Annotated in this window: 20 protein-coding genes; all 20 read right to left on the bottom strand. The window is 38.7% G+C overall.

Annotated elements, in window-relative coordinates:
* Nucleotides 1-87 precede the first annotated feature (87 nt).
* Nucleotides 88-1,446, bottom strand: coding sequence for a UDP-glucose/GDP-mannose dehydrogenase family protein (locus tag SJY28_RS04150; RefSeq protein ID WP_379544918.1), 1,359 nt, complete (start codon nt 1,444-1,446; stop codon nt 88-90).
* A 64-nt stretch (nt 1,447-1,510) separates the two neighbouring features.
* Nucleotides 1,511-3,190, bottom strand: a complete 1,680-nt coding sequence (gene pgi, locus SJY28_RS04145) for a glucose-6-phosphate isomerase (protein ID WP_379543533.1) — start codon at nt 3,188-3,190, stop codon at nt 1,511-1,513.
* 3 nt (nt 3,191-3,193) lie between these two features.
* Nucleotides 3,194-4,087, bottom strand: a complete 894-nt coding sequence (locus tag SJY28_RS04140; RefSeq protein ID WP_102078662.1) for a UTP--glucose-1-phosphate uridylyltransferase — start codon at nt 4,085-4,087, stop codon at nt 3,194-3,196.
* 115 nt (nt 4,088-4,202) lie between these two features.
* Nucleotides 4,203-5,318 (bottom strand): hypothetical protein, encoded by a 1,116-nt coding sequence (locus tag SJY28_RS04135; protein ID WP_379543532.1) that lies wholly within the window; start codon nt 5,316-5,318, stop codon nt 4,203-4,205.
* A gap of 168 nt (nt 5,319-5,486) precedes the next feature.
* Entirely contained in the window at nt 5,487-6,614 is a 1,128-nt protein-coding gene (locus tag SJY28_RS04130) for a phytanoyl-CoA dioxygenase family protein (RefSeq protein WP_379543531.1), read from the bottom strand.
* Between the two features lie 24 nt (nt 6,615-6,638).
* Nucleotides 6,639-7,631: a GSCFA domain-containing protein gene (locus SJY28_RS04125; RefSeq protein ID WP_379543530.1), complete on the bottom strand. Its 993-nt coding sequence runs from the start codon at nt 7,629-7,631 to the stop codon at nt 6,639-6,641.
* 204 nt (nt 7,632-7,835) lie between these two features.
* Nucleotides 7,836-8,993 carry a tetratricopeptide repeat protein gene (locus SJY28_RS04120; protein ID WP_379543529.1) on the bottom strand — a complete coding sequence of 386 codons (1,158 nt, stop codon included), beginning with the start codon at nt 8,991-8,993 and terminating at the stop codon, nt 7,836-7,838.
* Nucleotides 8,986-9,912, bottom strand: a complete 927-nt coding sequence (locus SJY28_RS04115) for a hypothetical protein (protein ID WP_379543528.1) — start codon at nt 9,910-9,912, stop codon at nt 8,986-8,988. Before SJY28_RS04115 ends, SJY28_RS04120 begins: the two co-directional genes overlap by 8 nt.
* 120 nt (nt 9,913-10,032) lie before the next feature.
* On the bottom strand, nt 10,033-12,981 hold the full coding sequence (locus SJY28_RS04110) for a hypothetical protein (protein WP_379543527.1): 2,949 nt from the start codon (nt 12,979-12,981) through the stop codon (nt 10,033-10,035).
* Nucleotides 12,982-12,983: 2 nt separating this feature from the next.
* Nucleotides 12,984-14,048: a pseudaminic acid synthase gene (pseI, locus tag SJY28_RS04105; protein WP_379543526.1), complete on the bottom strand. Its 1,065-nt coding sequence runs from the start codon at nt 14,046-14,048 to the stop codon at nt 12,984-12,986.
* On the bottom strand, nt 14,045-14,947 hold the full coding sequence (locus SJY28_RS04100; protein WP_102078638.1) for an NAD(P)-dependent oxidoreductase: 903 nt from the start codon (nt 14,945-14,947) through the stop codon (nt 14,045-14,047). The genes pseI and SJY28_RS04100 overlap by 4 nt, the downstream gene beginning before the upstream one ends.
* Nucleotides 14,944-16,083, bottom strand: coding sequence for an acetyl-CoA carboxylase biotin carboxylase subunit family protein (locus tag SJY28_RS04095; protein ID WP_290189875.1), 1,140 nt, complete (start codon nt 16,081-16,083; stop codon nt 14,944-14,946). Before SJY28_RS04095 ends, SJY28_RS04100 begins: the two co-directional genes overlap by 4 nt.
* An 8-nt stretch (nt 16,084-16,091) precedes the next feature.
* The gene (gene pseF, locus SJY28_RS04090; protein ID WP_102078640.1) at nt 16,092-16,778 is read right to left on the bottom strand and encodes a pseudaminic acid cytidylyltransferase; all 687 of its coding nucleotides are present in this window, start codon (nt 16,776-16,778) and stop codon (nt 16,092-16,094) included.
* Nucleotides 16,775-17,941 (bottom strand): UDP-4-amino-4,6-dideoxy-N-acetyl-beta-L-altrosamine transaminase, encoded by a 1,167-nt coding sequence (pseC, locus tag SJY28_RS04085; RefSeq protein WP_379543524.1) that lies wholly within the window; start codon nt 17,939-17,941, stop codon nt 16,775-16,777. The genes pseF and pseC overlap by 4 nt, the downstream gene beginning before the upstream one ends.
* Entirely contained in the window at nt 17,941-18,939 is a 999-nt protein-coding gene (pseB, locus tag SJY28_RS04080; protein WP_379543523.1) for a UDP-N-acetylglucosamine 4,6-dehydratase (inverting), read from the bottom strand. The genes pseC and pseB overlap by 1 nt, the downstream gene beginning before the upstream one ends.
* 252 nt (nt 18,940-19,191) lie before the next feature.
* On the bottom strand, nt 19,192-20,262 hold the full coding sequence (gene galE, locus SJY28_RS04075) for a UDP-glucose 4-epimerase GalE (protein ID WP_379543522.1): 1,071 nt from the start codon (nt 20,260-20,262) through the stop codon (nt 19,192-19,194).
* Between the two features lie 80 nt (nt 20,263-20,342).
* The gene (sucD, locus tag SJY28_RS04070; protein ID WP_101204626.1) at nt 20,343-21,218 is read right to left on the bottom strand and encodes a succinate--CoA ligase subunit alpha; all 876 of its coding nucleotides are present in this window, start codon (nt 21,216-21,218) and stop codon (nt 20,343-20,345) included.
* A 150-nt stretch (nt 21,219-21,368) separates the two neighbouring features.
* The gene (gene sucC, locus SJY28_RS04065; RefSeq protein WP_057757869.1) at nt 21,369-22,535 is read right to left on the bottom strand and encodes an ADP-forming succinate--CoA ligase subunit beta; all 1,167 of its coding nucleotides are present in this window, start codon (nt 22,533-22,535) and stop codon (nt 21,369-21,371) included.
* Between the two features lie 157 nt (nt 22,536-22,692).
* Entirely contained in the window at nt 22,693-24,147 is a 1,455-nt protein-coding gene (gene lpdA, locus SJY28_RS04060) for a dihydrolipoyl dehydrogenase (protein WP_201547476.1), read from the bottom strand.
* 261 nt (nt 24,148-24,408) lie between these two features.
* The gene (gene odhB / locus SJY28_RS04055) at nt 24,409-25,656 is read right to left on the bottom strand and encodes a 2-oxoglutarate dehydrogenase complex dihydrolipoyllysine-residue succinyltransferase (RefSeq protein ID WP_379543520.1); all 1,248 of its coding nucleotides are present in this window, start codon (nt 25,654-25,656) and stop codon (nt 24,409-24,411) included.
* Nucleotides 25,657-25,707: the final 51 nt, after the last annotated feature.

Raw genomic sequence — 25,707 nt, 5'->3', positions numbered from 1 at the left:
AAAAATCATTCTGATTGTCAGTCGAAAAAGGCTCGCCAATGAGTATTAGCGAGCCTTTTTTCTATACACAGAAAACCTTAAATCAAACTATTTAGTTCGACCAATACCCATATAGTCACCTACTAAGCTATTAATTTGCGAGCGTGTCAGGGCATTTTGCGCATCAAATACAGGCATGGCTTGTTGATTGATTTTGCCAATATCTAATTGATCTCGCGGTGACCAACTAATGATGAAAATAGCATGGGTATCGCAAAGCTGTTGATAGGGACTAGTAATCAGCTCAAGCAATGGCTGTTGCTGATAAAGCTCGGCAAGCTCGTGCTGTGCCTTGTCACTATAAACCAGTGTGCGAATATTATAAGACCATAGTAATGCTAATAACGGATGAATAGCTGAGCCAGCAGTACGTCCTGAGCCTGACTTATAACTACCGCCCCAAATCATGACTGTTTTATTATCGATAAAACCATCAAAATATTGCCAAAACTTACGGAATATCAGTTCTTTCTGATCTTCATTAATATGCACGATAGATTGTAATAAAGGCATATCTAAACTGTGTGTACGGCTTGATTGTTGCAATTTAGCCAGCTCAGTGGGCAAAGTATTACCACCGAAGCCCCACCCTGCTTTTAGATAACTACTGCCTACCCGCTCATCCAATCCCATAATGCGACTGACTTGACTGATATCAACATTTTGACTATCAGCCAAACGTGACATCTCATTCATAAAGCTCACTCTAGTCGCTAGCATCGCCATGATGCTGCTACGGGCAAACTCTATCGTTGCGATATCCGCATGATGAGTCGCGCGTGCGTGCTGCATTAAAGGCTTCAACACATTCAAGTGCTGGCTGCTACTCACTGTCTTTTCACCCAGTAGCCATAATGAAGGGTTCAACATCGAGCTATACGCATCGCCATCTTGTAAGAATACAAATGGCACGTAATAGACCCAAGCACGCTGTAAACGCTGAGCCAAACCGGCTACATGGCCTAATTGCTCAATGCCGCTCATAATCACAGGTAGCGCCTGCTGATGACTTTGATTAAATGCGGTAATCCAACTGTCTTCTGTCCATGCTAGCTTGACACTGTCTAAAAACAACCAATAAAGCGTCACCGTACTTTGAACATCAGTTTTGTCATAGCCTACTGCTTCATAACCTTTTATTAGCATATCGGCACTAGCTGGTAGGGCTTTACTAATAATAACCTGCTGCTGCTCATACATTTGCCATAGCGCTTGCAGATGATGCTCAAAACTATACTGTTGTATCTGCTGCGTCAGTAGCGCCTTGTCTGCATAAAGATGCACACACTGACCAAGACTTGCCAGCACCACTGCACTGGTAATCGCCTCTATACTGTGACCAATAAGCACACAAACTGTAGAGTCAGTTAATTGGTTTGGTTCAGATTCATTATTGTATTTATTCATATGGCTACCATCTAAAGCCGTCTCCATGAGCGTGCTTTCCTATATTATTGACGTATCAATACTACTAAGACAGCTGCTTAATACGCTGTAATAATTGGTCAGTAGATGTATCGAATAGACCTTGAGCATCTTTTTGCATGTGCTGCATAGCATGGTGTACGGAGTCTGCCATTTGCTTGCCCATCTCAACGCCCCATTGATCAAACGGATTGATATCCCAAATGCTGGCCATGACATAGACCTTATGCTCGTAAAGCGCTATCAATGCGCCTAAGCTATGCGGCGTCAGCTCATCAATCAGTAATGTGGTTGACGGTTGATTCCCATGGTAGTACTTATATTTATCCGCATGAGATACTGTCTTTGGATCGGCCAGATCTGTTACAGCCGCATTGCCAAATGCCAATACTCGACTTTGCGCCAGACAATTCGCTAAAGACAATTCGTGCTGTTGTTGCAATGATGAGTTTCGCGCCTCATCACCGTAGCGACGTACGCAAGCGATAAAGTCACAGGAGACCTGCTGCGTGCCTTGATGCAGCAGCTGATAGAATGCATGTTGCGCATTTGAGCCAATTTCACCCCATAGAATTGGACACGTATCATAGTCAATATGATCCCCATTCCGAGTAACTGACTTGCCATTACTCTCCATCTCTAGCTGGGTTAAATAGCTGGGTAAATATCCCAATCGACCGTCATAAGGCAATACGGTGTGTGCATTTACTTGTAAAAAAGTACTATTCCAAACAGCCAGCAAGCCTAGCAATACTGGTAAATTATCAGCAAAATCAGCCTGTGCAAAATGCTCATCCATACTATGAGCACCGCTTAACAAAGCCTTAAAGCCATTCATACCGATACGAATAGCAATAGCAAGGCCAATCGCTGACCATAAAGAAAAGCGACCGCCGACCCACTCCCAAAGCTGCAACTGATGCTCAGGATGAATTCCCCAAGCACTCATTTTTTCACTATTGGCTGAAATGCCAATAAAATGCCGACGCAATACACTATCTTCTGTACCTGCACGGAGCTTTGCCGTTGCAAGTAGCCAAGATAATGCTGTCTTAGCATTTGATAATGTGTCAACCGTACCAAAGGATTTGGAAGAGATAATAAATAGCGTGGTTTCAGGGTTTAAATGCTTAAGCAAATTATCAAGCTGAGTACCGTCCATATTAGAGACAAAATGCACCTCAATACTGGTATCCGCCCATTCATCAAGCGCCGTAGTCGCCATGAGTGGGCCTAGATCAGAACCGCCAACCCCAATATTGACAACATCTGTAATTGCCTTGCCAGAAAACCCGCGCCATATACCATTGCGCACGCGCTCAGATAGGCGCGCTACTTGTGACAAACTATGATGTACATCAGCGACGATATTTTGTCCATCGACTTGTAATGTCGCTGTCGCTGGCAATCGTAATGCTGTGTGCAATGCAGCACGCTGCTCGCTGGTATTTACCATCGCCCCTTGTAGTAACGAATCAATACGAGCATCTAGCTCACAACTATCAGCCAAACTCAGTAAGTTAGATAATACTGCCTGATCGATACGCTGCTTACTAAAATCCATATACAGCGCACCAGCCTGCACGCTAAAATGCTTAGCGCGATAATCATCTTGCGAGAATAGCTGTGCAAGCGACCATGGATGTTTTGCAAGCGTCTGTAGTTGCTGCCAGTATTTAGAATGTCGAGCACTGCTATATGTCTTGTCGCCCTTTATCTCATTCATCAGCTACTCATCATCTGCTAATTGCTGCTCGGCAAAGTAGATGAATGCCTGCATATACGAGCGCATACTGCCTGCATCGTAGCTATCACCACGCATGGTCGTGACATGGACACCATATTCACTAATGAGCGCGTCAATCGCATCTGTCAGCTGAATCTCACCACCGACAGATGCTTTCGTATTGGCTAAGTAATCAAAGATATGGTTACTAAATACATAGCGCCCTACCACAGCCAGATTTGAAGGAGCATCATCTAGATTGGGCTTTTCTACAAAACCAGCCACTTTAAAGCTGACATTAGTATTTACTTCTTCATCAATCTCATTAGTGTCACTTAGCTTTTCATCTAGTTGAGCAATACCGTATTTATGTACGTCTTCATCCGCTACTTGATCGACCAATATCTGTGAGTGACCATCTGTAGCAAAGGCATCTAGCATAAAGGCCAAATTATCAGCAGACATATCAGTGGTAAATGGATCAAGTACGACATCAGGCAATAATACGGCAAAGTCATGCTCACCAATGATTGGTCGCGCTGCCAGTACTGCATGTCCCAAACCTAACGCCTTACCTTGACGTATCATCGACACAGTCACATCTTCTGGCAACCAGTTTAAGCTATCAGCCAACTCATCTTTGCCTTTATGACGTAATTGATTGTCTAACTCTGCATTGATATCAAAATAGTTTTCAATCGCGCTCTTTTGCGCATGACCGACCAAGACAATATGCTTGATACCCGCAGCGATGGCCTCTTCGACCACGTAATGAATAGCAGGACGATTACCAAGCGGTAACAACTCTTTTGGCACAGATTTTGACAATGGCAGCATACGTGTACCAAAGCCTGCGACAGGAATAACGGCGTGAGTGATGTTGTTAGGTCCAATCATATAAATACAGCACCTTGTTAAGAAAAGTTTTATCTTTCAAAAGAATATCATTATTTTAAAAGTAATAATAACTCCAATAAGCCCTAACTAAAATATCGCTTGAACTTCCTACTTCTTAGCCTTCAAGATCAGAACAAGCCACTTTCTCAGCCAATAACTTTTTAATAACGTCTTCTACTTCAACTGTTTCATTTTTATCAAAATCAAAATATTTAGGATACAGGATATAGGCAGCAGCAAGAATCTCTTCAACTGTTCGCTTTACTTTCCGCCGCAAGTTTGGCTGACGATCATCGGTGACACCCCAACCAGAATAAAAAGGACAACCGAAAGTTGTAACTGATATGTTCCTTAGTAGCGCCTCAAACCCTGCTTGAGAGGTTATCGTATACACATGATCAATTGTTTCTAATGACTGTGCAAGTGGAATATCATCTACTAATACCTCACAGATATCGGCGACCTCCTTTGGGTCTGAAAGCATTTTACGCTTTTGAAGTAAGACATCTGGATGAGGTTTGTAGATAACTTGAGAAGAAGGATTTTCACTTACTGCTAAACGTACTAAGTCATTGTTTGTAATCGGGCTTGCGCAACCATATTTTATAGATGCATCATCCTCAACTTGTCCAAGAACTAAAACCCGTTTTTTAGTTTTTTCTCCATAGATACTATTTATGTCAACATCAGAACTATGGTTGTACTTGCTTATGCCAGTATTTAATAGTGTGCTTTTTAGTCGTTTAGCACGGGCTAACAACTCTAAATCTGAGGCAAAGTCATAATTATTGAGGATATCTTCCAACTCTGATACTTGTTGTGCATTAAAGTAGATTGTTTTGGAATCAAAATTTAATGACATAGGTGGAGTATGCTCAGAACCCAAACCTATTGAACGTATAAAACCATCTTCGACATATGTAATTTTTGCACTACTGTCTCTAATGACTTCAGGTAAAGTCATACCCCAAACCAAAACCTCAATATTATTATCGATAATATGAGGCAGATACTTTCTTTTAAGTAAAGACCCATTCAAGTTTAAAGGAATATATACAATTGTTTTATTTGGATAAAATTTCTCTAAATAAGGTCGTTTCCACTCTTTAATATTAAAAGCAAATACAGTTTTTTTTGGGTCTACTTTAAGGTGTTTGCGATTATTGATAAAGTCAATAAAGAACTGCTTTGGATTTAATACTAATTTTCTGGTTAAGCGATATAATACCATTGAAAACCTATTAAGTAATTTCTATAAATAAAACTCGTAAAATGTCTACAGTCATACGGTAATCCCCCCAATAAATAAGAACACTTACAAATAGTTAAACCTTTAACTTACCCTAAAAATTCAGGCCAGCAAAAGCTGACCTGACATTATAAAGTTATAAAATATTAATTAAATATAGTTCTGCATGAAACGGACACCTGATCGCTGTGCATATCTTCGAACTAGATCAGCAGCTTGATTTAATGTTCTATTTTCACTTGTTGCAACACGAGAAATCTTCCGCTCTGTTTCAGGCCAAGGTCTGCCAAATAGGGAATTGGTATATTGAACCTGTGCCATCAAACGATGATTACTGATCGGGTTAGCCCCTTTATGTAGCGCACTTGTATCTACTAAAAAAACTGTTCCTGCTGGACCAACAATATTAACCTCATTATCCATTAGCCCTGACTTGATTACTGCGCCATCTGTATGCCGACCATCTGACCACATTTCTGAGGGTCTATTACGGTGTGTACCCGGAATCAATGTATGTGGACCAGACTCCATATCTACATCCGTTAAATATATGAAAAGTTTCACAAACTGCAAGCGATGCATATCATGGTGGTAGAGCTGTGCCGTATCTGAAAGTTCTCTTTGTGACTTGACTTTACGGGCCGAATTTAAGAAAGCGACAGGAGTATTGAAAATTGGCGGTACACCCATATACTCTTGAACCATTGCTAACAATATAGGGTCACTTGAAATTTCATACATTTCTTCAAACGTAGTTAATGGACCGTGCTTTCCTTTAATTTGCAAAGGAGCATCGTCCGTTCCAAAAATAGCCTTTCCAACATCACTTCCATGGTCAGCTTCCATGCTATTCAAAACTTTATTTTTCAGGCTTTCAACTATTTCAATTGGTACTTGAAGCTTTGTTTTGTAAAAGCCATAGTGCTTAAGATGATAAAGACCAGTTTTAACAGTGTTAGCAGCGTCCACGTCTTCACCAAAAATAGTCTGCGAAAAGTCATATTCTGTCTTACCGATATGATCAGCAATCACATTACTGAATACACGATTACTACGACCTTCAGTTTCACTAAAAGCTTCTCGAAAACGCATATAAGTCAGTTCATCATTGGTACCTGTCTTGGCATAGCGCTCATAGCCTTCAAGCACTTTACGTACTGTCCAAGAAGGGCTAAGATAATTATCAAGATTCATTGATAAATCTTGGGCAGCGCTAGCCTCAAGTCTAACACTATAATCTCGAGCTTCAATTAGTAACTTATCAATTGGCTGATACATCAGTAATCCTTGTAATTGAACCGATCAATTTGAGTCTGTATGCGTTTCAACAAATGCATCGACAATGCGTTTAACAACCCAATCTGAAACATGACGGCCATCATCCTCACGGAAACTCTCAGGAGCGTTGTGCATAACAATCTCATATGATGGAAAATATGAAACTTGTTCATACTCTCTAGCAATTTGTCCAATTGCTGCTCGCAAAATTCCTTTACCTTCAGAGTTTGCGACTAAAATGTCGTTATCAGAGAAGGTACGAGCTAAACTAACTGGAGATAATGTGAAAACAATCTGGGCATTTGGTCTAACCGCTTTAATGATTTCAGTGATTCTTTTCAGATTATCGTAATTTTCAGAGAAAGTAGACATATGAAATTCTGTTTCAATCTCTCCTGCACCACCTGAGTAGCCAGGCTTTTGACAAGCAATTTTTCCACTAGAGAGGTTTCGGAAAACTTCTGCCATACCAAAAGTTATGATAAACAAATCCGCTTTTCTAATACCTTCATCAATAGCATTGTTGCAGTGAGATACCGCTTCTCGAAGGTCCTCGGGTGTACGCCCTATTACCATACGACGATAAGGGTCTTGATATACCCTGTTACCACCCCAATATGGATCTTTATTAATAGTCCAGTAGTCATCATCCGCTTGCTTCCATTCTCCGATATGTCGTTCAAATTCTTGACGTACAGTGAAGCTATTGAAATAATCCATATGAGGACGACTAGGAAGACGATCAATCTTAAAACGTTCCGTATCCATTACAATATTTTGCATTGGGGGCCCAACTTCAAAACCTTGACCATTCAACGCTGTACGTATGCGTTCTGCAAAACAACTACCAACAGCAAAGATACTATCGTTCTTGCTAAAAATGGGCTTTTTTGTTGTCGTTAATAGATTATTTTTGAAATGTGTACTCCATCGTGGGTTTGGCTTATCTCTAGCTTGGATTTTATCAAGTCTAACTATATGACTGTCAGAAATATCAGCCTTTGGTACTGTATTCATTCTAAGTTTTCCTTTTATTACATTATGAAAGTTGAAAATAATTCTTACATTTTATAAATGATGCAGAATAAAGATAATGCTCTTTTACTAATAAAAACAAGGATATACATACACTATATTTATAATTTTACCTTAATATAATAAGAGCTTTTGTTTAGGGTACTCGGCTATTTGTGTATCAGCTGCTGATTAAATTTTAGACAATCATTCTAGTTTGCGACGTAGTACATAATATCTTTTTTCAAATTTTTCATTCTTATTATTTAGTGAGAATGCTAGCTTAAATGATTCTAGAGCCTGCAACTCATTACCCTCTTCTATTTGCATATTACCTCTAGCATAATAAGCTCTAGCATAGTTTGGGAATTTTTGAATCAAAGTATCTAAAATATGTAGACTACTCTTCTTATCACCTAGCATTCTAATAGCATGTGAATACTTAAATAAATAGTCTGCATTATTAGGAGCTAATATGATTGCTCTCGCCAGATAATTCGTTGCTAATTGATACTCCTCCTTCTGTAAATAACTGTCTCCAATTATATACAACGCACTTTCGAAAGCGGGAAACCTAGTGAGTATTCTTTTGGCATAAAAGATGGCCTTTTCGAAATTAGCAGAACCAAAATTCTGATATGCTTCAGCAAGATCGGCAAACAACTCATCATCGTATAGATTGAAATTTCCTGAGTTCGAAAACAGCTCCTTTTGAACCATACCCGTAGAGACAAAATTCATCAACAATGTGTATAGCTTACTAGAACGTGAAATCACAGAAGGTACGTAATGATCCGTTCCTAATAATGAGTAAACTTTAACGTTTTCAAAACCCCTTATATAACCTGCATTAATCAGGTCTTTAGGTGTAGATTCACCGATTATCATATGTATCGTTCTATCAAAATTGGCTATTTTTTCTAATAGAAAATTTTTCTTTACTATATCCTGCTCCAAGTTTTGAATGCTTCTAGAATACGGCTCTCCCAATATAATCTCAGCTGGAAATGATAGTATATTGGCATCTAATTCTATCCCATAGTGAATGGATGCATGACCACCCATACTAGTTCCAACAGTATACACCTCTTTGACATCTAAATGATTTATCCATTTTTTAAGACATAGTATTGTCTGATCCAAACTTGCTCCTAAGCTTGGAATACCATTTAAGTACCATTGATTAGAAGGATCGTTTACAAAAATGACATTCTCATCAATTTCTCTGCCTAGTTGCCAAAAATTAAATTGATTTTCTTTCATATTAATTGCAGCAAAGAAAATAACTAACTTTGATGAACTTGGTCTGACAAATATAGAATGATTATCACCTTTCAAAGATGTTGGAAATTCACTGTTACTCATCGTTCAACAGCTTATCGAGTATTCTTTCATAGCCATGCTCATCAATAATAGTTTTTAGATTTTGTCTATGTGATTCAATTAGGCTAGGCTCACTCAAGAAGCTTTTTAGATTCTCTGCAAACTTAGCATCATCAAGTTCATTAAAGTTTGAAACATATGTCATACCGCCCAGCTCATCCCAACCTATACATTGATTTATTTGGTTATCAGCAATAGGTATTAATAGTGCCGGAATACCTAGATAGGCAGCCTCAAATATAGTAGTTCCACCACCTAAAACTGCAAAACTACAGGTAGACATTATTTCTGCCATATTTTCAGGACTGATCATAAGCTCAATATCTTTAGAGCCCTTTGAGTTTATCCAATTAGATATGTCTCCAATATTTTCATTCTTATCACTAACTACTATGGTTAATTTCCAATTATTGTCTGCAATAATTTGATAGAAGTTTTTTAAAATGTAGAGAATAACACCTCTATCACTACCGCCACCAAATGTCATCAAGATTCTTTTTTGCTTATGGCATTCTTTGAGCTCATCATTAAAGAATATTGGTCGCAGTATGCAATATTTAGGACCTAATAAAAACTCTACATCATTATACAAAACATCTTTTTTATAGAATTCCGCTCTTTCATGTGGGCTACCGTTTACTACCAGATTAGCCGCAAAATTTTGCTTTTTACTAGCATCATATTGCTGAACGATCCTTACATTTTCTTCGCGCAATCTTTTCTGATGTTCTCCATCAGATCGATAATCATCAATAATAATATGCTTTGAATTGTATTTTTTCAAAACACTAAGATGAAAGTCAGCTTCACTTTCAGAGCTTAACCAACTCTCTCTGGGAATCCATTCAAGAAAATTGGTTTCGTCAGTTTTATCTTTTAAGCTAAGAGGTGGGCCAATCATAATCACGCCATACCCTCTTTTACATAGCTCCGTAGCAAGCACTCTACATCTAACCAAATGGCCAAATCCAACGTTAGTACTTGCTGAACACCTTATAACGACTATATCCAATTTATAATCCTATTCAATAATTTCTAATGCCAGCTTTCTTACATTCTGATCGCCCTTAGTCAAATAACGATTTACATCCTTATTAAACCAATACGGAGGATATAGTACTTTATTAGTGACAGGTCTTGAATGGTATCTATAGTCTGTTGTGAACAAACTACTCCCCATATAAAAAAGCCATAATGCTGATTTGTATCTCAACTCATCGTCACATTCAAGTTCGACTTCACCTTTTAACATTTGTTCGAAATGCAATCTATCGTTTGGCGAAGGGTGCCCGACCGGGTAGTCGACCGTTCCGAAATGTCCACATAGAATAGCGGGTATATCCATTACACCTAGCTCAATACTAGACGTACCGTTATAAACGATTGCAAAGTCTATCAAATCTTTCAAGTCATGCATTTTGAACCAATTATGGTCTAGAAATATTACATTCTGGTTTTCTTCCTGAATAATATCTCTAAATACGGCATTCCCAAATGTTGAAATTTGCTGATTTAATTCATGTGGATGAGGCTTGATAAGTAGTAATGTATCTGTGCCATTAACCGTTTCAATAGAATGATTGATCCAGTCCTTCATGTCTGAATGTGCAGCACCTCCATCAAATGGAACTCCTGAATCATAGACAACCTTGCCAAATGCACAAACTACTTTTTTGCCAGCTGCTCTCCAACTATTAATGTATTGAATAGCAGCTCTCTTCTCAACAGAATCGTCATCATAAGAGACGGATCTCTTTACATTTGTAACGCCACTTACCGTTTCTAAAATCTCTTCAGCACGATATTTGTTTTCTTGGTAAAAAACCTCAAACTCCTCTGGTAATGGGAAGCTAGCAGACCGTGTATGAGGGTACTTCGTCATATTTCTAACAACACACTTAGAAGATATATTAGTAGAGAAGTTAGAAAAGTAATTTTGATATCCATTTGCAGAATGTATGCAAAAGAAATCTTTAGGATCTCCATATTCTTCGCAATAAAAACGATAGAGCGCATCTGGTAATCTTGCATTAAACTGTACGATAAAACCGATTCTTAATCCAATATCGTCTTTTAGCTTATGAATATTGTCTAAAACAGTCGCTGCCGACTTTGTTGTAGTGTAAATATTTCCTAAGTAGTTGTTTAATGCTGGGCAAGTGTAATCTACGTCATAGATACGTTTGTTAATAGCTGATTCTTCCCACAAAACATGAGATAGATCAATATCTTTCCACTGCATTTTACCTTGACTCAAACTGATATCGAATTCTGTATCAAGTTCAAGCTTAGAGTCTCTCTTTATTTCTCGATTCATCGTTATGACATCGATGAACTCATTGATATATACATTGTTCGTTTTTTCTGTCGGCAAAAGACCTTCTGATAAAGGTATGACCGCCCAACCCAATCTTTTAAGCTCCATGAGAAGAACGATAGGCGTTTTTCTCAACTGCTCTATAGATCTTGGAGTAATAAAAATTACTCCCTGTGGATTTTTGGGCTGTGGAATACTTTGATACAGTACGGCCGTATCCTTTAAAAATTTAAGCTCGCCTGACCGTTTGACCAATGACCAACTAGTATACGGACATAAATTATGGCTCCGAGATAAAAGAGAAATGTGAACTCCTCTAGTTATCTCTTCTGCTTCTTTAAACTTTTTAAGTCTATGAAGAATTTTTACATAAGAAAGAGCACTCTTTGACTCCTGTACTTTTCTTGGCTGCTTTGAAAAGAATTCATAAGCTAATTGATACTCTTCTGCTAATATAGCCCAATCCAGAAAATGCTGAATATCTGATGCATGCTGAGGTTTTTTATCATTCAAATTCAGTATTGTTTTAGATATTTCATAATTGTCTTTACCATCTTCCATAAGTGCAAAGGCGGCAGTCCATACTGTTGACTGACCTGCATCTGACATTGCGATTTGAATAATTGCCTCTTTAGCCGGTCTATATATAGCCTCCTGCCCCAAAGACCTTCCTACATTCATTATTGTTCTTAGAGTTTTTACATTCTTTAAGGTTCTGTCTAACAAAGATTGATTAACAAACTCGTTAATTTCATCCTCTAATGAAACATATAAAGCTATCGCCAACTCATAGTTTTGATGATAGCTAGGAAGACGCCTAATACCTTCTCGTCTAAAAGCATAAATAACTTTGAGCTTTTTATCTAAAGTCTTTGCTTTATCAAATGCTAATTGACATATATTCAAATAATCATGATGAAGCTTACCCTGCAAATATGGCTCAGCATAAAATAGAATAAGATCAGAGGTCAACTCAGGATCTTCTAAGTCATGATCGGATAACAAGAACTCTAACTCATCGTAGTTTTTGTTCTTTAAATTATCACCATCTGCCCACTTCATATTTTCTCTTGCTACAAGATCGAGAACTCTCCAAACCTTTAGCAAGGCCACTAATTGTTTATCTCTGACCTTAATATTTTTAGTTTTATTTAACTTGAGCTCTACAACTTTACTTGAAATTAAATCAGACGCTTCTTCAAATCTCTCTTGCTTAGCTAGAGAGATAACTGACAAATATATCAGTAGAATACTATCAGGGTTATTGCCTATCAGTCTTTCAGCAACTGCGCCTAAGTCTTTTAGGCCTTCTTCTGAGTTCAGTAGCTTTTCAAGATGCAAACCATACTTTCTTTGAGAAGTAACCCGTAGCTGCTCATTACTTACCAGCTCTTGCAATGTTTCTTCTATATCATGACTAGGACTTTGATTCACTTTAGTGATTAAGAAATCTTTGGCCTTAAAAAACTCTAATTCTTTAGCTTTTAAGAACTCTTTTGCTTTCGAGAACTCTTTAGAATCCAAGAGTTCTTTTACTTTTGCAAACTCCTTCTTCTCTAAAAAATTATTCGTCTCCAAGATTTCTTTCGCCTTAGAAAACTCTTTAGATTTCAAAAGACTTTTTTTTGCTTTTTTGAGCCAGTAATGAGTCATAATCAATTCTCTAATTTATTCCAATCTAACGGTGTGCCTATACTCATATCTGATGCAGCTCTTTTACCAATTACTTCATCAAAATATTTCGGTGCTAAACCATGTCCCGGTCTTATTCTTCTGATATTTTCACTTGTAATCAATTCACCAGCTTTGATATCACTAACAACATAAATAGATCTTCTATTTTTTCTTGCTAGTGTATCAGCATCACTTACTCCGTAAGATACGCAACCCATAGCCTCAGCAGCAGTTTTGCATTCAGTCACAAGCTGTTTAAATTGGCTCGGTGTCAATGAGAATGCTGCATCGATACTACCCTCATCGTCTTCTAGCTTAAAATGTTTTTCAATAACAGTTGCACCTAGCGTTGTAGCAGCTATTGCAGCACCTATGCCTAGCGTGTGGTCAGACAAACCCACCTGACAACCAAACAACTCTCTCATATGGGGAATGGTTCTTAAATTTGCTTCTGATGCAGGAGCTGGATAACTACTAGTACACTGTAAAAGCGTCAGCTGAGAGCAGCCATTTTTTAGAGCTGTATTCACAGCCAGGTCGATTTCAGAAATAGATGCCATTCCAGTAGAGATAATCATTGGTTTCTTTGTTTGAGCAACATATCTAATCAAAGGAATATCAACACATTCAAAAGAAGCAATTTTATAAGCTGGAACCTCTAACGACTCTAGAAGGTCTACTGCCTCTTCATCGAAAGGAGTGCTAAAACATAAAACATTTTTTTCACGTGCTCTATCAAATATAGCCTTGTGCCACTCATACTTTGTTTGGGCTTCTTCATATAAGTCGTAAAGTCTTCTGCCATACCATAATGACTTTTTGTTAGTCACTTTGAAATGGTCGTGATCTAAATTTAAGGTCATCGATTCTGGTGTAAAGGTTTGCAACTTTAGAGCGTCTACACCTGTTTGTGAAGCGTGATCGACAATCTTTAGTGCTTGTTCTAATGAGGCCCCGTGGTTCCCTGACATTTCTGCAATGATAAACGGAGTTGGATCATTTGCTTTAGCGTCACCTTTGTATAGAGCTTCCTTCAATGTATTCATTTCAACTCCTTATTTGCATTATAAGTATTTCTCATATCAACTAAAGCCTCTTTTAAATTAAACTTAGGTGTCCAATTTAATTGATTCTCTATTTTCTGAGTTGATAGAAAATTATCTACGTTTCTAATTTTTATATTTGAGATGATTTCAATGTTATCAGTATTATCAAAAACTTCATTAACTGTTTCTGCCATTTCTAAAATAGAGTATGCTTTACCACCGCCAACATTAAAAGTACCTGCTACTTCTTTAGTAATGGATAAGATTATTGCTTCAACAACATCCTTAACATACACCTCATCCAAATAAAACTCGTTATCTTGGGCGGTAAGCTTTTCTTTGTTTCTAGCTAGCTTTACAAACCTCATTAGGACTGGAGAGTCCTTTTCTCCTACACCAAAACACTGAGACAGTCTAAAAATAGTACTTTTGACATTGTTTTTTTGACAGTAATAGGTGACTAGCTGCTCCCCCATTAACTTTGATAATCCATATATAGTATTGGGATGTGTAACCGCATCTTCTAAATATGGCGTTCTATCCATTTCGGAATATATTCCAATGGTAGAAGTCAGAACAACTTGCCTGATTTTTGCCTCACATGCTGCTAAAAGCAAGTTTTCGGTCATCTTTATATTGGAATCAATAAAGCCACTTAGCTTAGGTTTTTCTTCACTTCTAGTTAATCTTTGACCAGCTAAGTGAACCAACACATCACCTTCTCGAAAAATATTTTCTAGACTATTTAGCTCATAGTCTGTCTGAACAAAACTTACGCTTTGATTCTCACCATTTTTCTCGTTACTTCTCGTTAAGCAGATAATTTCAAAATTCTGCTGAGCGGACTCAACTAAATGCCTACCAATAAAACCTGTCGCACCTGTGACTATGAGTCTCATTCATCTTCCCACTTATCTTTTGGAAATTCAGCAACGTAGTAACCTACTACTTCTTTTTTGCCATTGATGATATTAATCGCTTCTCCATTAGAGTATCTATATTCATGATATAGAGCATCTACTGGAATAGGGAAACGTTCTTCTTCAAATGTTTGACTCGGTTGTGAATGTTGAAAAATCAATTCGTAGTATTTATTATCTTTCAATTGCACACGCTGCATACTTTGATGCTTATTTAATAACACCTCAATTGTTTCAACTAGAAAGCTTCTATTTGTGGCATGCTGAATAAGTCTCCACATGTGACAGCCATCCAATCTCGGAGCGATTTCGATAATTTTGACTCCGTTCGTAGTCGCTTTCATTTGAAAATATAAAGGTCCGTTTTCAATTTCTAATGCTTTTACTACATTAGAAACCAATTCAACAGCTTCTTTCTTAGTATCTTCGTCAATGTTTACACAAGGAATTAGATGTCCTATTGGTATACCAAAATATTCATCGTTATAAGTTAAACGTTCAGATAGTATGTCAAATACAATTTGGCCTTCTGAAACTAGCACATTACACGATATCTCCACTCCATCTAGAAAGTCTTCAATCACTGCAGTGTTGTTTGACGAAAATTGTTTAGCATTTATAACTGAGTTCTTTAGCTCATAAGCATTGTTAACTTTTTTTACACCTCGCTGACCTTGTGCATTAGATGGCTTTACGATACATGGGAACGTATTCCATTTGTTACTGTCATCAATGTCATCAACTTCTACATAGTTAACAATACTAAGCTCAATGTTATTCAAAAAACTTCTTAAATCTTGCTTATTATCAAGTAATCGGATTAGCTCTTCTGAATAAAAAGTAGGCAAGTTGAGTTTGCTAGACACCTGTACTACTGATTTAATCGCTGTATCTGATGATACTGAATATACTAAGTTAACATTATTATCTACTGCTATCTTTGATACTGCTTCAATATCACGAATGTCAACTTCATAGAATTTGTCTGTGTATTTAACGCCAACTTCATCAGATCTATTTGAACAACCAATAACATACCAACCCAACTCTTTCATTGTTTTGATTAAATCAAGTTGCCCTGAGTTTGTACCCAGAATTAATATTGTATTATTCATTATTTGTCCTATCTATTGATTAGCTGATACATATATTCGGCTCTTTCCCAATCTTCTAATGTATCAATATCTTGTACGAAATGTCTTGGTATAACTATCCCGGCACTATCAGAGCCAAACATGTTTTTTGTAGAGGTGGTTTTTAGATTTCTCCAGTAGAACTGACCTGCATCTTGATAAGCCTCTTCCAAATCTTGGCTACGACTACTGAAGTTTTCTGGCCAAAACATTTCGCATCGATCATCATGCCCTAACTTGAAAGTTCTTTGTATAGGAAATGGCATCGTTGTACAGCTAAATACATTTACTACATTAGAATTCTGTAGCTTGTTATGACCTTCGACAAGATATTTTTTTTGAAGAAGTGGCGCTGTAGCATAAATAGTACAAAGATAGTCATAGTCATCATCAGTTTCTTTTAAATACTCTAGAAAATGATTAATTACATCCTTCGTTGTTGCAAAGTCATTACTGATGTATTCAGGCCTCAAGAAAGGAACTTCGGCACCATATTTTTCAGCTACAGTTGCAATTTCTTGGTCGTCTGTTGATACGACTACCTTATCAAAGCAACCACTTTCTAGGGCTGATTCGATAGAATAGGCAATAATTGGCTTTCCACAAAAGTTCTTTATATTTTTTCTAGGAATACGCTTACTTCCACCACGAGCAGGAATCAAAGCTACACTACTCATATTAGAATACTCCTTAGCGTTTTTACTACATACTCCTGCTCTTGTTCTGAAAGTTCAGGATACATAGGCAAGCTAATTGCCTGTGCATAGTATAACTCTGCTTCAGGAAAGTCCCCTAACGTAAACCCTAGGTTTTGTTGATAGTAAGGTTGGAGGTGTACAGGGATATAATGAAGATTGACACCAATATTCGCAGCCCGTAAATCATCAAATACTTCTTTTTGGGTTCTTTGCGCTTGTTTAGTTTCAATACGTATCACGTAAAGGTGTAGTCCTGAATATCCATCTGAATGTTGATAAGGAGTTATTACAGGTAGATCAGCCAATAAACTGTCGTATGTTTTAGCAAGTTGATGGCGTCTGTCAGTAATAGTATTAAGACGTTTAATTTGAGAGACACCTAACGCAGCCTGCATTTCAGTCATTCGATAATTAAAACCAAGCGTAATTTGTTGATAGTACCAAGAGCCATCTGGCTCATGAGTCATTAGATCAGAATCACGAGTAATACCATGACTACGTAACAACTCCATCTTTTGTGCTAGCTCTTTGCTTTTCGTGGTCGCTACGCCGCCTTCAGCAGTCGTAATTATTTTCACTGGATGAAAGCTGAAAATCGTAATATCCGAATATTGGCAGTTACCTATTGGCTGATTTTTATACTTACCACCTATAGCATGTGAAGCATCCTCGATAATAGAAAAGCCATACTTTTTAGAAAGTTGATATATCCTCTCCATATCACAAGGCTGACCACATAAATGCACAGGAATCACTACCTTCGGTAATTTACCTTGCTCTTTAGCAGCTTTAAGCTTATGTTCTAGAGACTGAGTAGATAAATTATAGGTTCTTGGATCAATATCTACGAAATCAACTGTAGCACCACAATACAAAGCACAGTTTGCAGATGCTACAAATGTAATAGGAGTCGTCCAAACAATGTCACCTTTGCCCACATCCAAAGCCAAACATGCAACGTGGAGGGCTGAAGTAGCACTGTTCATTGCCAGAGCATATTCAATATTACAATGTTTTTTGATTGTATCTTCGAATTCTGGTACTTTAGGACCTTGCGTTAAATAATCAGACTTGAGGACATTGACGACTGCGTCAATGTCCTCCTCTGTAATATTTTGGCGACCGTAGGGAATAAAATTCATTAGATTTTACCAATATTATCTTTGTTTTCTTGTATCCAAGATTCGAGCTCTTCTCTTGGCATCCATTCAGTATTATTATCACTTGAATAAACAAAACCTTCTGGAACTAATTTACCATCTTTCACTCTTTCAGGTGAATGACCCCAATTGTTAATAGTAGGTAAGATTTTGAAGTGTTCAGGGTACTCATAGGTATAATAAGAATCTTCAGCACCAATCATTTGCTCATGTAGCTTCTCACCAGGTCTAATTCCAACTACCTTAGTGGTAGCTTCTGGCGCTACAGCTTTTGCTACATCCATAATATTCATTGATGGAATTTTTTTAACGTAAATTTCACCACCTTCCATATCTTCAAAAGCATGCCATACAAGCTCAACACCTTCTTCCAAAGTAATCATAAAACGTGTCATACGATCATCAGTAATAGGTAGCTCGCCTCTTTCTTTAATTGATAAGAAGAAAGGGATTACTGATCCACGTGATCCCATCACATTACCATATCTTACGACAGAGAATTTGGTCACATGCTGTCCGCTATAAGCATTTCCTGCTACAAATAACTTATCAGAAGTGAGTTTAGTAGCACCGTATAGATTTATAGGACTACTTGCTTTATCAGTTGATAACGCAACTACACCCTTAACACCTTTATCTATGCATGCGTCAATTAGGTTCATTGCCCCATGTACATTTGTTTTTACACATTCAAAAGGATTGTATTCTGCTGTTGGAACAATTTTGGTAGCAGCAGCATGCACGACGTAATCAACTCCATCTAAAGCACGATATAGCCTTTCTTTATCTCTTACATCGCCAATAAAAAAGCGCACACGTGGGTCATCTTGAAACAGTTTAGCCATTTCCCATTGTTTCATTTCATCTCTTGAAAAAATGATGATCTTTTTAGGATTATATTTTTCAAGGGTCATAGGTATGAATTTATGTCCGAACGAACCTGTACCACCTGTCACTAATATAGTTGAATTACGGAGCATGTTATTTTTCCTTGTGTATTTGAATATAAACTTCAGTAGAAAACCCATTTTTTATGAGCAATAATATATTTTTCCAACATAGTTTTAGTAGGTACTTTGCAAACCTATATTTTTATGAGTAATTTGATAATTACTTATTTAATTGTAATAACGAAAACAACACTATAGAAAATTCACATAAATAATTACAAATATCAGATTGTACCTATTACAAAATTCGTTAAAGATTTAAATAGCATGAAATTTCGATGTTTAATCATAACCATTTGGATTGAGAATTTGCCAACGCCAAGAATCTTGGCACATATCGTGAATCGATAATTTGGCTTTCCACCCTAATAAGAACTTTGCTTTATCGATATCTGCATAGCAACTAGCAATATCACCTAGACGACGATCCGTAAACTGATAAGAAATATCTCTCCCAGTTACTTCAGTAAAGGCATTTACCAACTCTAATACTGAGGTACCTCCACCCGTCCCCAAGTTAATAGGTAAAAAACCTACTGATTTTTTTTTACTGATATTTATCTTATTTGAACTGATTTGCTGTTCTAAATAATCCAGTGCGGCTACGTGACCTTGTGCCAAATCAGTAACATGTATAAAATCACGCACACCTGTCCCATCTACAGTAGGATAGTCATTTCCAAAAATACTGAGCTTTTCGAGCTTACCGACAGCGACTTGAGAAATGTAAGGCATCAAATTATTTGGAATACCATTCGGATCTTCCCCAATCTGTCCTGATGAATGTGCACCTATCGGATTAAAATATCTCAATGCTATTAGATTCCAGCTATTATCAGCCTTAGCCAAGTCTTCTAATATATATTCGATAGCAAGCTTACTTTGTCCGTAAGGATTGGTGCAAAAGCGCTTTGAGCTCTCATCAATAGGTAAAGTATCAGGATCACCATAAACAGTAGCAGACGATGAAAATACTAAACTCTTCACGTCATATTCTGCCATAACTTCTAGTAAGATTATGGTACCGCCAACATTATTGTTATAATATAACAATGGTTTAACGACTGACTCTCCAACAGCTTTTAATCCAGCGAAGTGAATGACACCAAAAAACTCATGCGAAGCAAAAACTTGTCTGAGTAACTCGGCATCTCGAATATCACCTTCAATAAATTCTATTTTCTGCCCAATAAGCGTAGAGACACGGTTAATAGCTTCACGGCTACTATTGGATAAGTTATCGTATACAGCAATATCATAGCCTGCTTCATGCAATGCTATACAAGTATGGGAACCAAGATATCCAGCACCGCCAGTAACTAATATTTTATTCTTCATAAAATTTTCAGGCATAAAAAGACACCCCATTGTAGGGGTGTCTTTATCATATTTCAATGTAGATTTAGTAGTTTAACTGTAGACTAATGCCTATCTTACCAACCAGTAACTTCTTTTAGCTTGTCGCCAAGCTTAGATGGGTCACGTGTATACGCGATACCAGCATCTTCAAACGCTTTGAATTTCTCTTCAGCAGTACCTTGACCACCAGAGATAATAGCGCCAGCATGGCCCATACGCTTACCTTCTGGAGCAGTAACACCAGCGATATAACCAACAACTGGCTTAGTCACATGGTCTTTGATGTAAGCAGCAGCTTCTTCTTCAGCAGTACCACCGATCTCACCGATTAGAATGATAGCTTCAGTTTGTGGATCAGCTTCAAATAGCTTCAGTGCGTCAATCTGGTTCATACCAGGGATAGGATCACCACCGATACCGATACAAGTTGACTGACCAAAACCAAGCTTAGTTGTCTGAGCTACGGCTTCATAAGTCAATGTACCAGAGCGTGAGATGATACCCACTTTACCTGGCTGATGGATATGGCCTGGCATGATGCCGATTTTGCACTGACCTGGAGTGATAACGCCTGGGCAGTTAGGACCAACTAGACGCACATCGCCAGCTTCTTCAAGATAGCGTTTTGCTTTTAGCATATCGATAGTCGGTACGCCTTCAGTGATCACAACGATCAACTTAACGCCAGCATCGATTGCTTCAACGATAGAGTCTAGTACAAATGGTGCTGGTACGTAGATAACAGAAGCGTCAGCTTGAGTCGCTTCCATGGCTTCCGCCATAGTGTTAAATACTGGTAGGCCTAGGTGCGTTTGACCGCCTTTACCTGGAGTCACACCACCAACTACTTTTGTACCATATTCGATGGCTTGTTCAGAATGGAACGTACCATTTTTACCAGTAAAACCTTGTACCAATACTTTGGTATCTTTATCGATTAATACACTCATTATATTTTCCTTGTATTCGGTTGTCTTGTAACAGTGGTCTTTATAACTATCACTATCAAGTTTTGATAACCAACTTTTATTATAAAAACCACTATTACGATTTGACTACTATGCTTAAGCGTCTATCTCTAAACACTTATAATTAAAGACTTACGCTTTAACAGCATCGACAATTTTTTGAGCCGCGTCAGATAAACCTTGAGCTGAAATCAATTTCAGACCAGACTCTTCTAGGATTTGTGCGCCTAGCTCAGCGTTGTTACCTTCTAAACGAACAACAACTGGTACTTGTACGTCAACTTCTTTGATAGCAGCGATAATAGCTTCTGCAATCATGTCACAACGTACGATACCGCCGAAGATGTTGATTAGAACGCCTTCAACACTGCTGTCTTCTAGGATGATTTTGAACGCTTCAACAACGCGATCTTTAGTTGCGCCGCCGCCAACGTCCAAGAAGTTAGCAGGCTTGCCGCCATACAATTTGATGATGTCCATGGTCGCCATTGCAAGACCAGCACCGTTAACCATACAACCGATGTTACCTTCTAGAGCAACATAGTTTAGGTCAAATTCAGCAGCTTTAAGCTCACGCTCATTTTCTTGAGTTTTGTCTTGTAGCGCTGCGATTTTTGGCAAACGATATAGTGCGTTTGAGTCGATACCGATTTTGCCATCAACACAAACGATTTCGCCATTTTCACGAACAGCTAATGGGTTGATTTCCATTAGAGCAAAGTCGTTTTCAACGAATGCTTTATAAGCGCCTGTCATCAATTTAACGAATTGATTGATTTGCTTACCTTCTAGACCAAGTTTGAACGCAACGTCGCGCGCTTGGAAAGGCATTAAACCAACTAAAGGATCAACATTTACTTTGAAGATTTTTTCTGGAGTGCTGTGTGCTACTTCTTCGATATCTACACCACCTTCGGTAGATGCCATGAAAGTTACACGACGAGTTGCACGATCAACGACTGCGCCAAGATATAGCTCAGTTTGTACTGGATACATGTCTTCTGCAACCAATACGAAGTTTACTGGCTGGCCATCAGCATCAGTTTGGAACGTTACTAGGTTAGTACCGATCAGCTCTTCAGCAACTTGCTTAGCTTCTTCACGAGTTTTAACCAGCTTTACACCACCAGCTTTACCGCGACCACCAGCATGTACTTGCGCTTTGATTACCGCAATGTCAGTTGGGGTTTTGTCAAAAGCTGCAGCAGCTTCTTCGCCGTTATGAGCGATGATGCCTTCTTGAATTGGCAAACCGTAGCTTTTTAATAGCTCTTTTGCTTGATACTCATGTAAATTCATTGATTGTATCCTTTATTTTTACAATTAATAAAAAGTGAAATCAAGTGCGCACATATACATATTAATCATACGTCTGACGCACTAATGATTGTGGCATCACCAAAATAGCGATACCCCAATCAGGTTGTAAATCGATAATAACTAAACGAGCAACTACTTATTTCTTACGTTTTTTGCGCTGGATGGCGTGAATTGCGCGACCATCTGCAGATAGAGCAGCTTCATGCACTGCTTCTGAAATAGTTGGATGAGCAAATGTCATCAACTGCAAGTCTTCGATGCTAGACACAAATTCCATCGCGATCATACCTTGATGGACGATATCACCAGCACCAGCAGCGATAGCATGCATACCTAATAGACGATCTGTTTTCGCATCAGCAACTACTTTCACAGAACCTTGCGCTTCACTTTGCGCTAATGCACGACCGTTGGCAGCTAAGTTGAAAGAACCTGTTTTAACTTCATAGCCAGCTTCTTCAGCTTCTTGCTCAGTCAAACCTACCCATGCGATTTCTGGGTGAGTATAAATGACATTGATGATAGTGTCATAGTTAACTTGAGGTTTTTCGCCATGAATACGCTCAACAGCCATCATGCCTTCTTCCATAGCTTTATGCGCAAGCATAGGACCACGGACCAAATCACCGATAGCATAAACGCCATCAAGATTGGTTTTGCACTGGTCATTGACATCGATAAGGCCACGTTCAGTCAACGTGATGCCACTATCATCGCCAAGCAATTTTTCAGAATAAGCGCGACGACCAACACAAACGATTAGCTTATCAAAGCTCTCCTCGCTCGACTCACCTTTGCTTTCGCTAGTGACGACAACTTGGTCACCTTGAACTTCAGCATTGGTTACTTTGGTATCGACACGGATATCAAGACCTTGCTTCTTCAGCATTTTGCCAGCTTCTTTTGAGATGTCTTTGTCAGCAGCAGCTAAGAAGCTAGGAAGTGCTTCATATACCACTACTTCTGCACCTAGACGACGCCATACTGAACCAAGCTCAAGACCGATAACACCAGCACCGATAACGCCTAGACGCTTAGGTACTTCAGTGAAATCAAGTGCGCCAGTTGAATCAACAATGCGGTCACCGTCAGTTTTGGCAACAGGAATCTCGATAGGCACAGAACCTGCCGCAAGAATGACATTCTTAGCAGTGATCGTCGTTTCGCTTTCGTCTTCTAGAGCAGTAAATTTGACTTTTTTGTCAGCGCCTTTACCGTCGACCAATGTACCCCAGCCTTGTAGCCAGTCAACACCATTGCCTTTTAGCAACGCTGCAACACCACCAGTCAACTGCTTAACAATACCTTCTTTACGCTCTATCATTTTTTCGATATTGATAGCAACGTCACCAGTACTGATACCGTGCTCGTCAAGGTCATGCTTAGTAGCTTCGTAACGATGTGAGCTATCAAGTAGGGCTTTTGATGGGATACAACCAACGTTTAAGCAAGTACCGCCAAGTGCTGGCTCGCCTTTATAAACGCGCTTTTCGATACAAGCAACACTCATACCGAGCTGGCCTGCACGAATAGCTGCTTCGTAACCACCAGGACCGCCGCCGATGACGACTAAATCATAATTGTCTTTCATAGTACGTTCCTATTTTTAATTGTATGTGTCATTTAAACTGGTTGTTATCTTGCTGATAGATCAGCGTTATCTACACTGAACAGTTAATACACTATGTCAATGAGATAGACTCACACATCGATAATCGATAGCAAGTCACCATTATTAAATTTATTTAAATACAGTTATCAGCGCATCAAGTAATCGCTGACTAATAAAAATCATTATCTATACCAAAGTTAAAAAGCTTGTATCAGCGGTTGCCAATACAAGCTTAAAAGCTTACAGGTCTAGTAGTAGCATTGCAGGGTCTTCAACCAACTCTTTGATAGTTACCAAGAACTGTACTGCTTCTTTACCATCGATCATACGATGGTCATAAGATAATGCTAAGTACATCATTGGTAAGACTTCAACTTTACCATCGACTGCCATTGGGCGGTCATTGATAGCATGCATACCTAAGATAGCAGTTTGTGGTGGATTCAAGATAGGTGTTGACATCAATGAACCAAATACACCACCGTTAGAGATAGTGAACGTACCGCCAGTCATGTCTTCTAGACCAAGCTTACCTTGCTGTGCTTTACCGCCAAACTCACGGATTGTGCTTTCAACGTCAGCCATACTCATGCGATCAGTATCACGTAGTACTGGAACAACCAAGCCACGATCTGAAGATACTGCTACACCGATATCATAGAAACCATGATAAACAATGTCATCGCCATCTAGTGAAGCGTTTACTGCTGGGAAGCGTTTTAGCGCTTCTGTCGCTGCTTTTACGAACAATGACATAAAGCCTAAACGTACGCCATGACGTTTTTCAAACTTCTCTTTGTACTTAGCGCGCATGTCCATCAATGGCTTCATGTTCACTTCGTTAAACGTCGTCAACATCGCTGTATCTTGTGATGCTGATAATAGACGCTCAGCAACACGCTTACGAAGACGAGTCATTGGAACACGTTTTTCAGTACGCTCACCCATTGATTCAGCAACAGGACGGCCGCTATCAGACTTGATGCTGCTGTCTGATTTCAATGTCGGGTTAGCCATATCAGTTTTGGTTACACGACCACCGCGGCCACTACCTTCAACTTCTTTAGGATCTACGCCTGATTCTTTTGCTGCTTTACGAACTGCTGGGCTTTGATCTTTATGATCAGCTTCGCCTTTCTTATCTGTTACTTGAACAGGCTCGCCACCATCGGCAGCTTGTTTTGCTTGAACTGGCGCAGCTGGTTGATCAGGATCTACTGCTGGCGCTTCTTCTGCGCTAGCACCAGCACTTGCACCGGCTTCAAACTGAGCGATAAGCTCATCAGACAATACAGTATCGTCAACTTGCTTTACGATTTTGGTCAATATACCATCATCAGGTGCTACAACTTCTAATACAACTTTATCAGTTTCAATTTCAGCCAATAGGTCATCACGATTAACTTGTTGACCTTCAGTGACGTGCCACTCAACGATTGTGCCATCGGCAACCGATTCTGGAAAAACGGGGGCTTTGATGTCAGCCATCGATATACTCCTTAGATTTGGATATTCATACTTATTATTAAGTCGTGATAG

The sequence above is a fragment of the Psychrobacter sp. R86515 genome (genome assembly GCF_042466315.1).
In the GTDB taxonomy this organism is placed as follows: domain Bacteria; phylum Pseudomonadota; class Gammaproteobacteria; order Pseudomonadales; family Moraxellaceae; genus Psychrobacter.
Note: the sequence above shows the minus strand (reverse complement) of the source record. Positions and strands in the feature narration are given on the sequence as shown.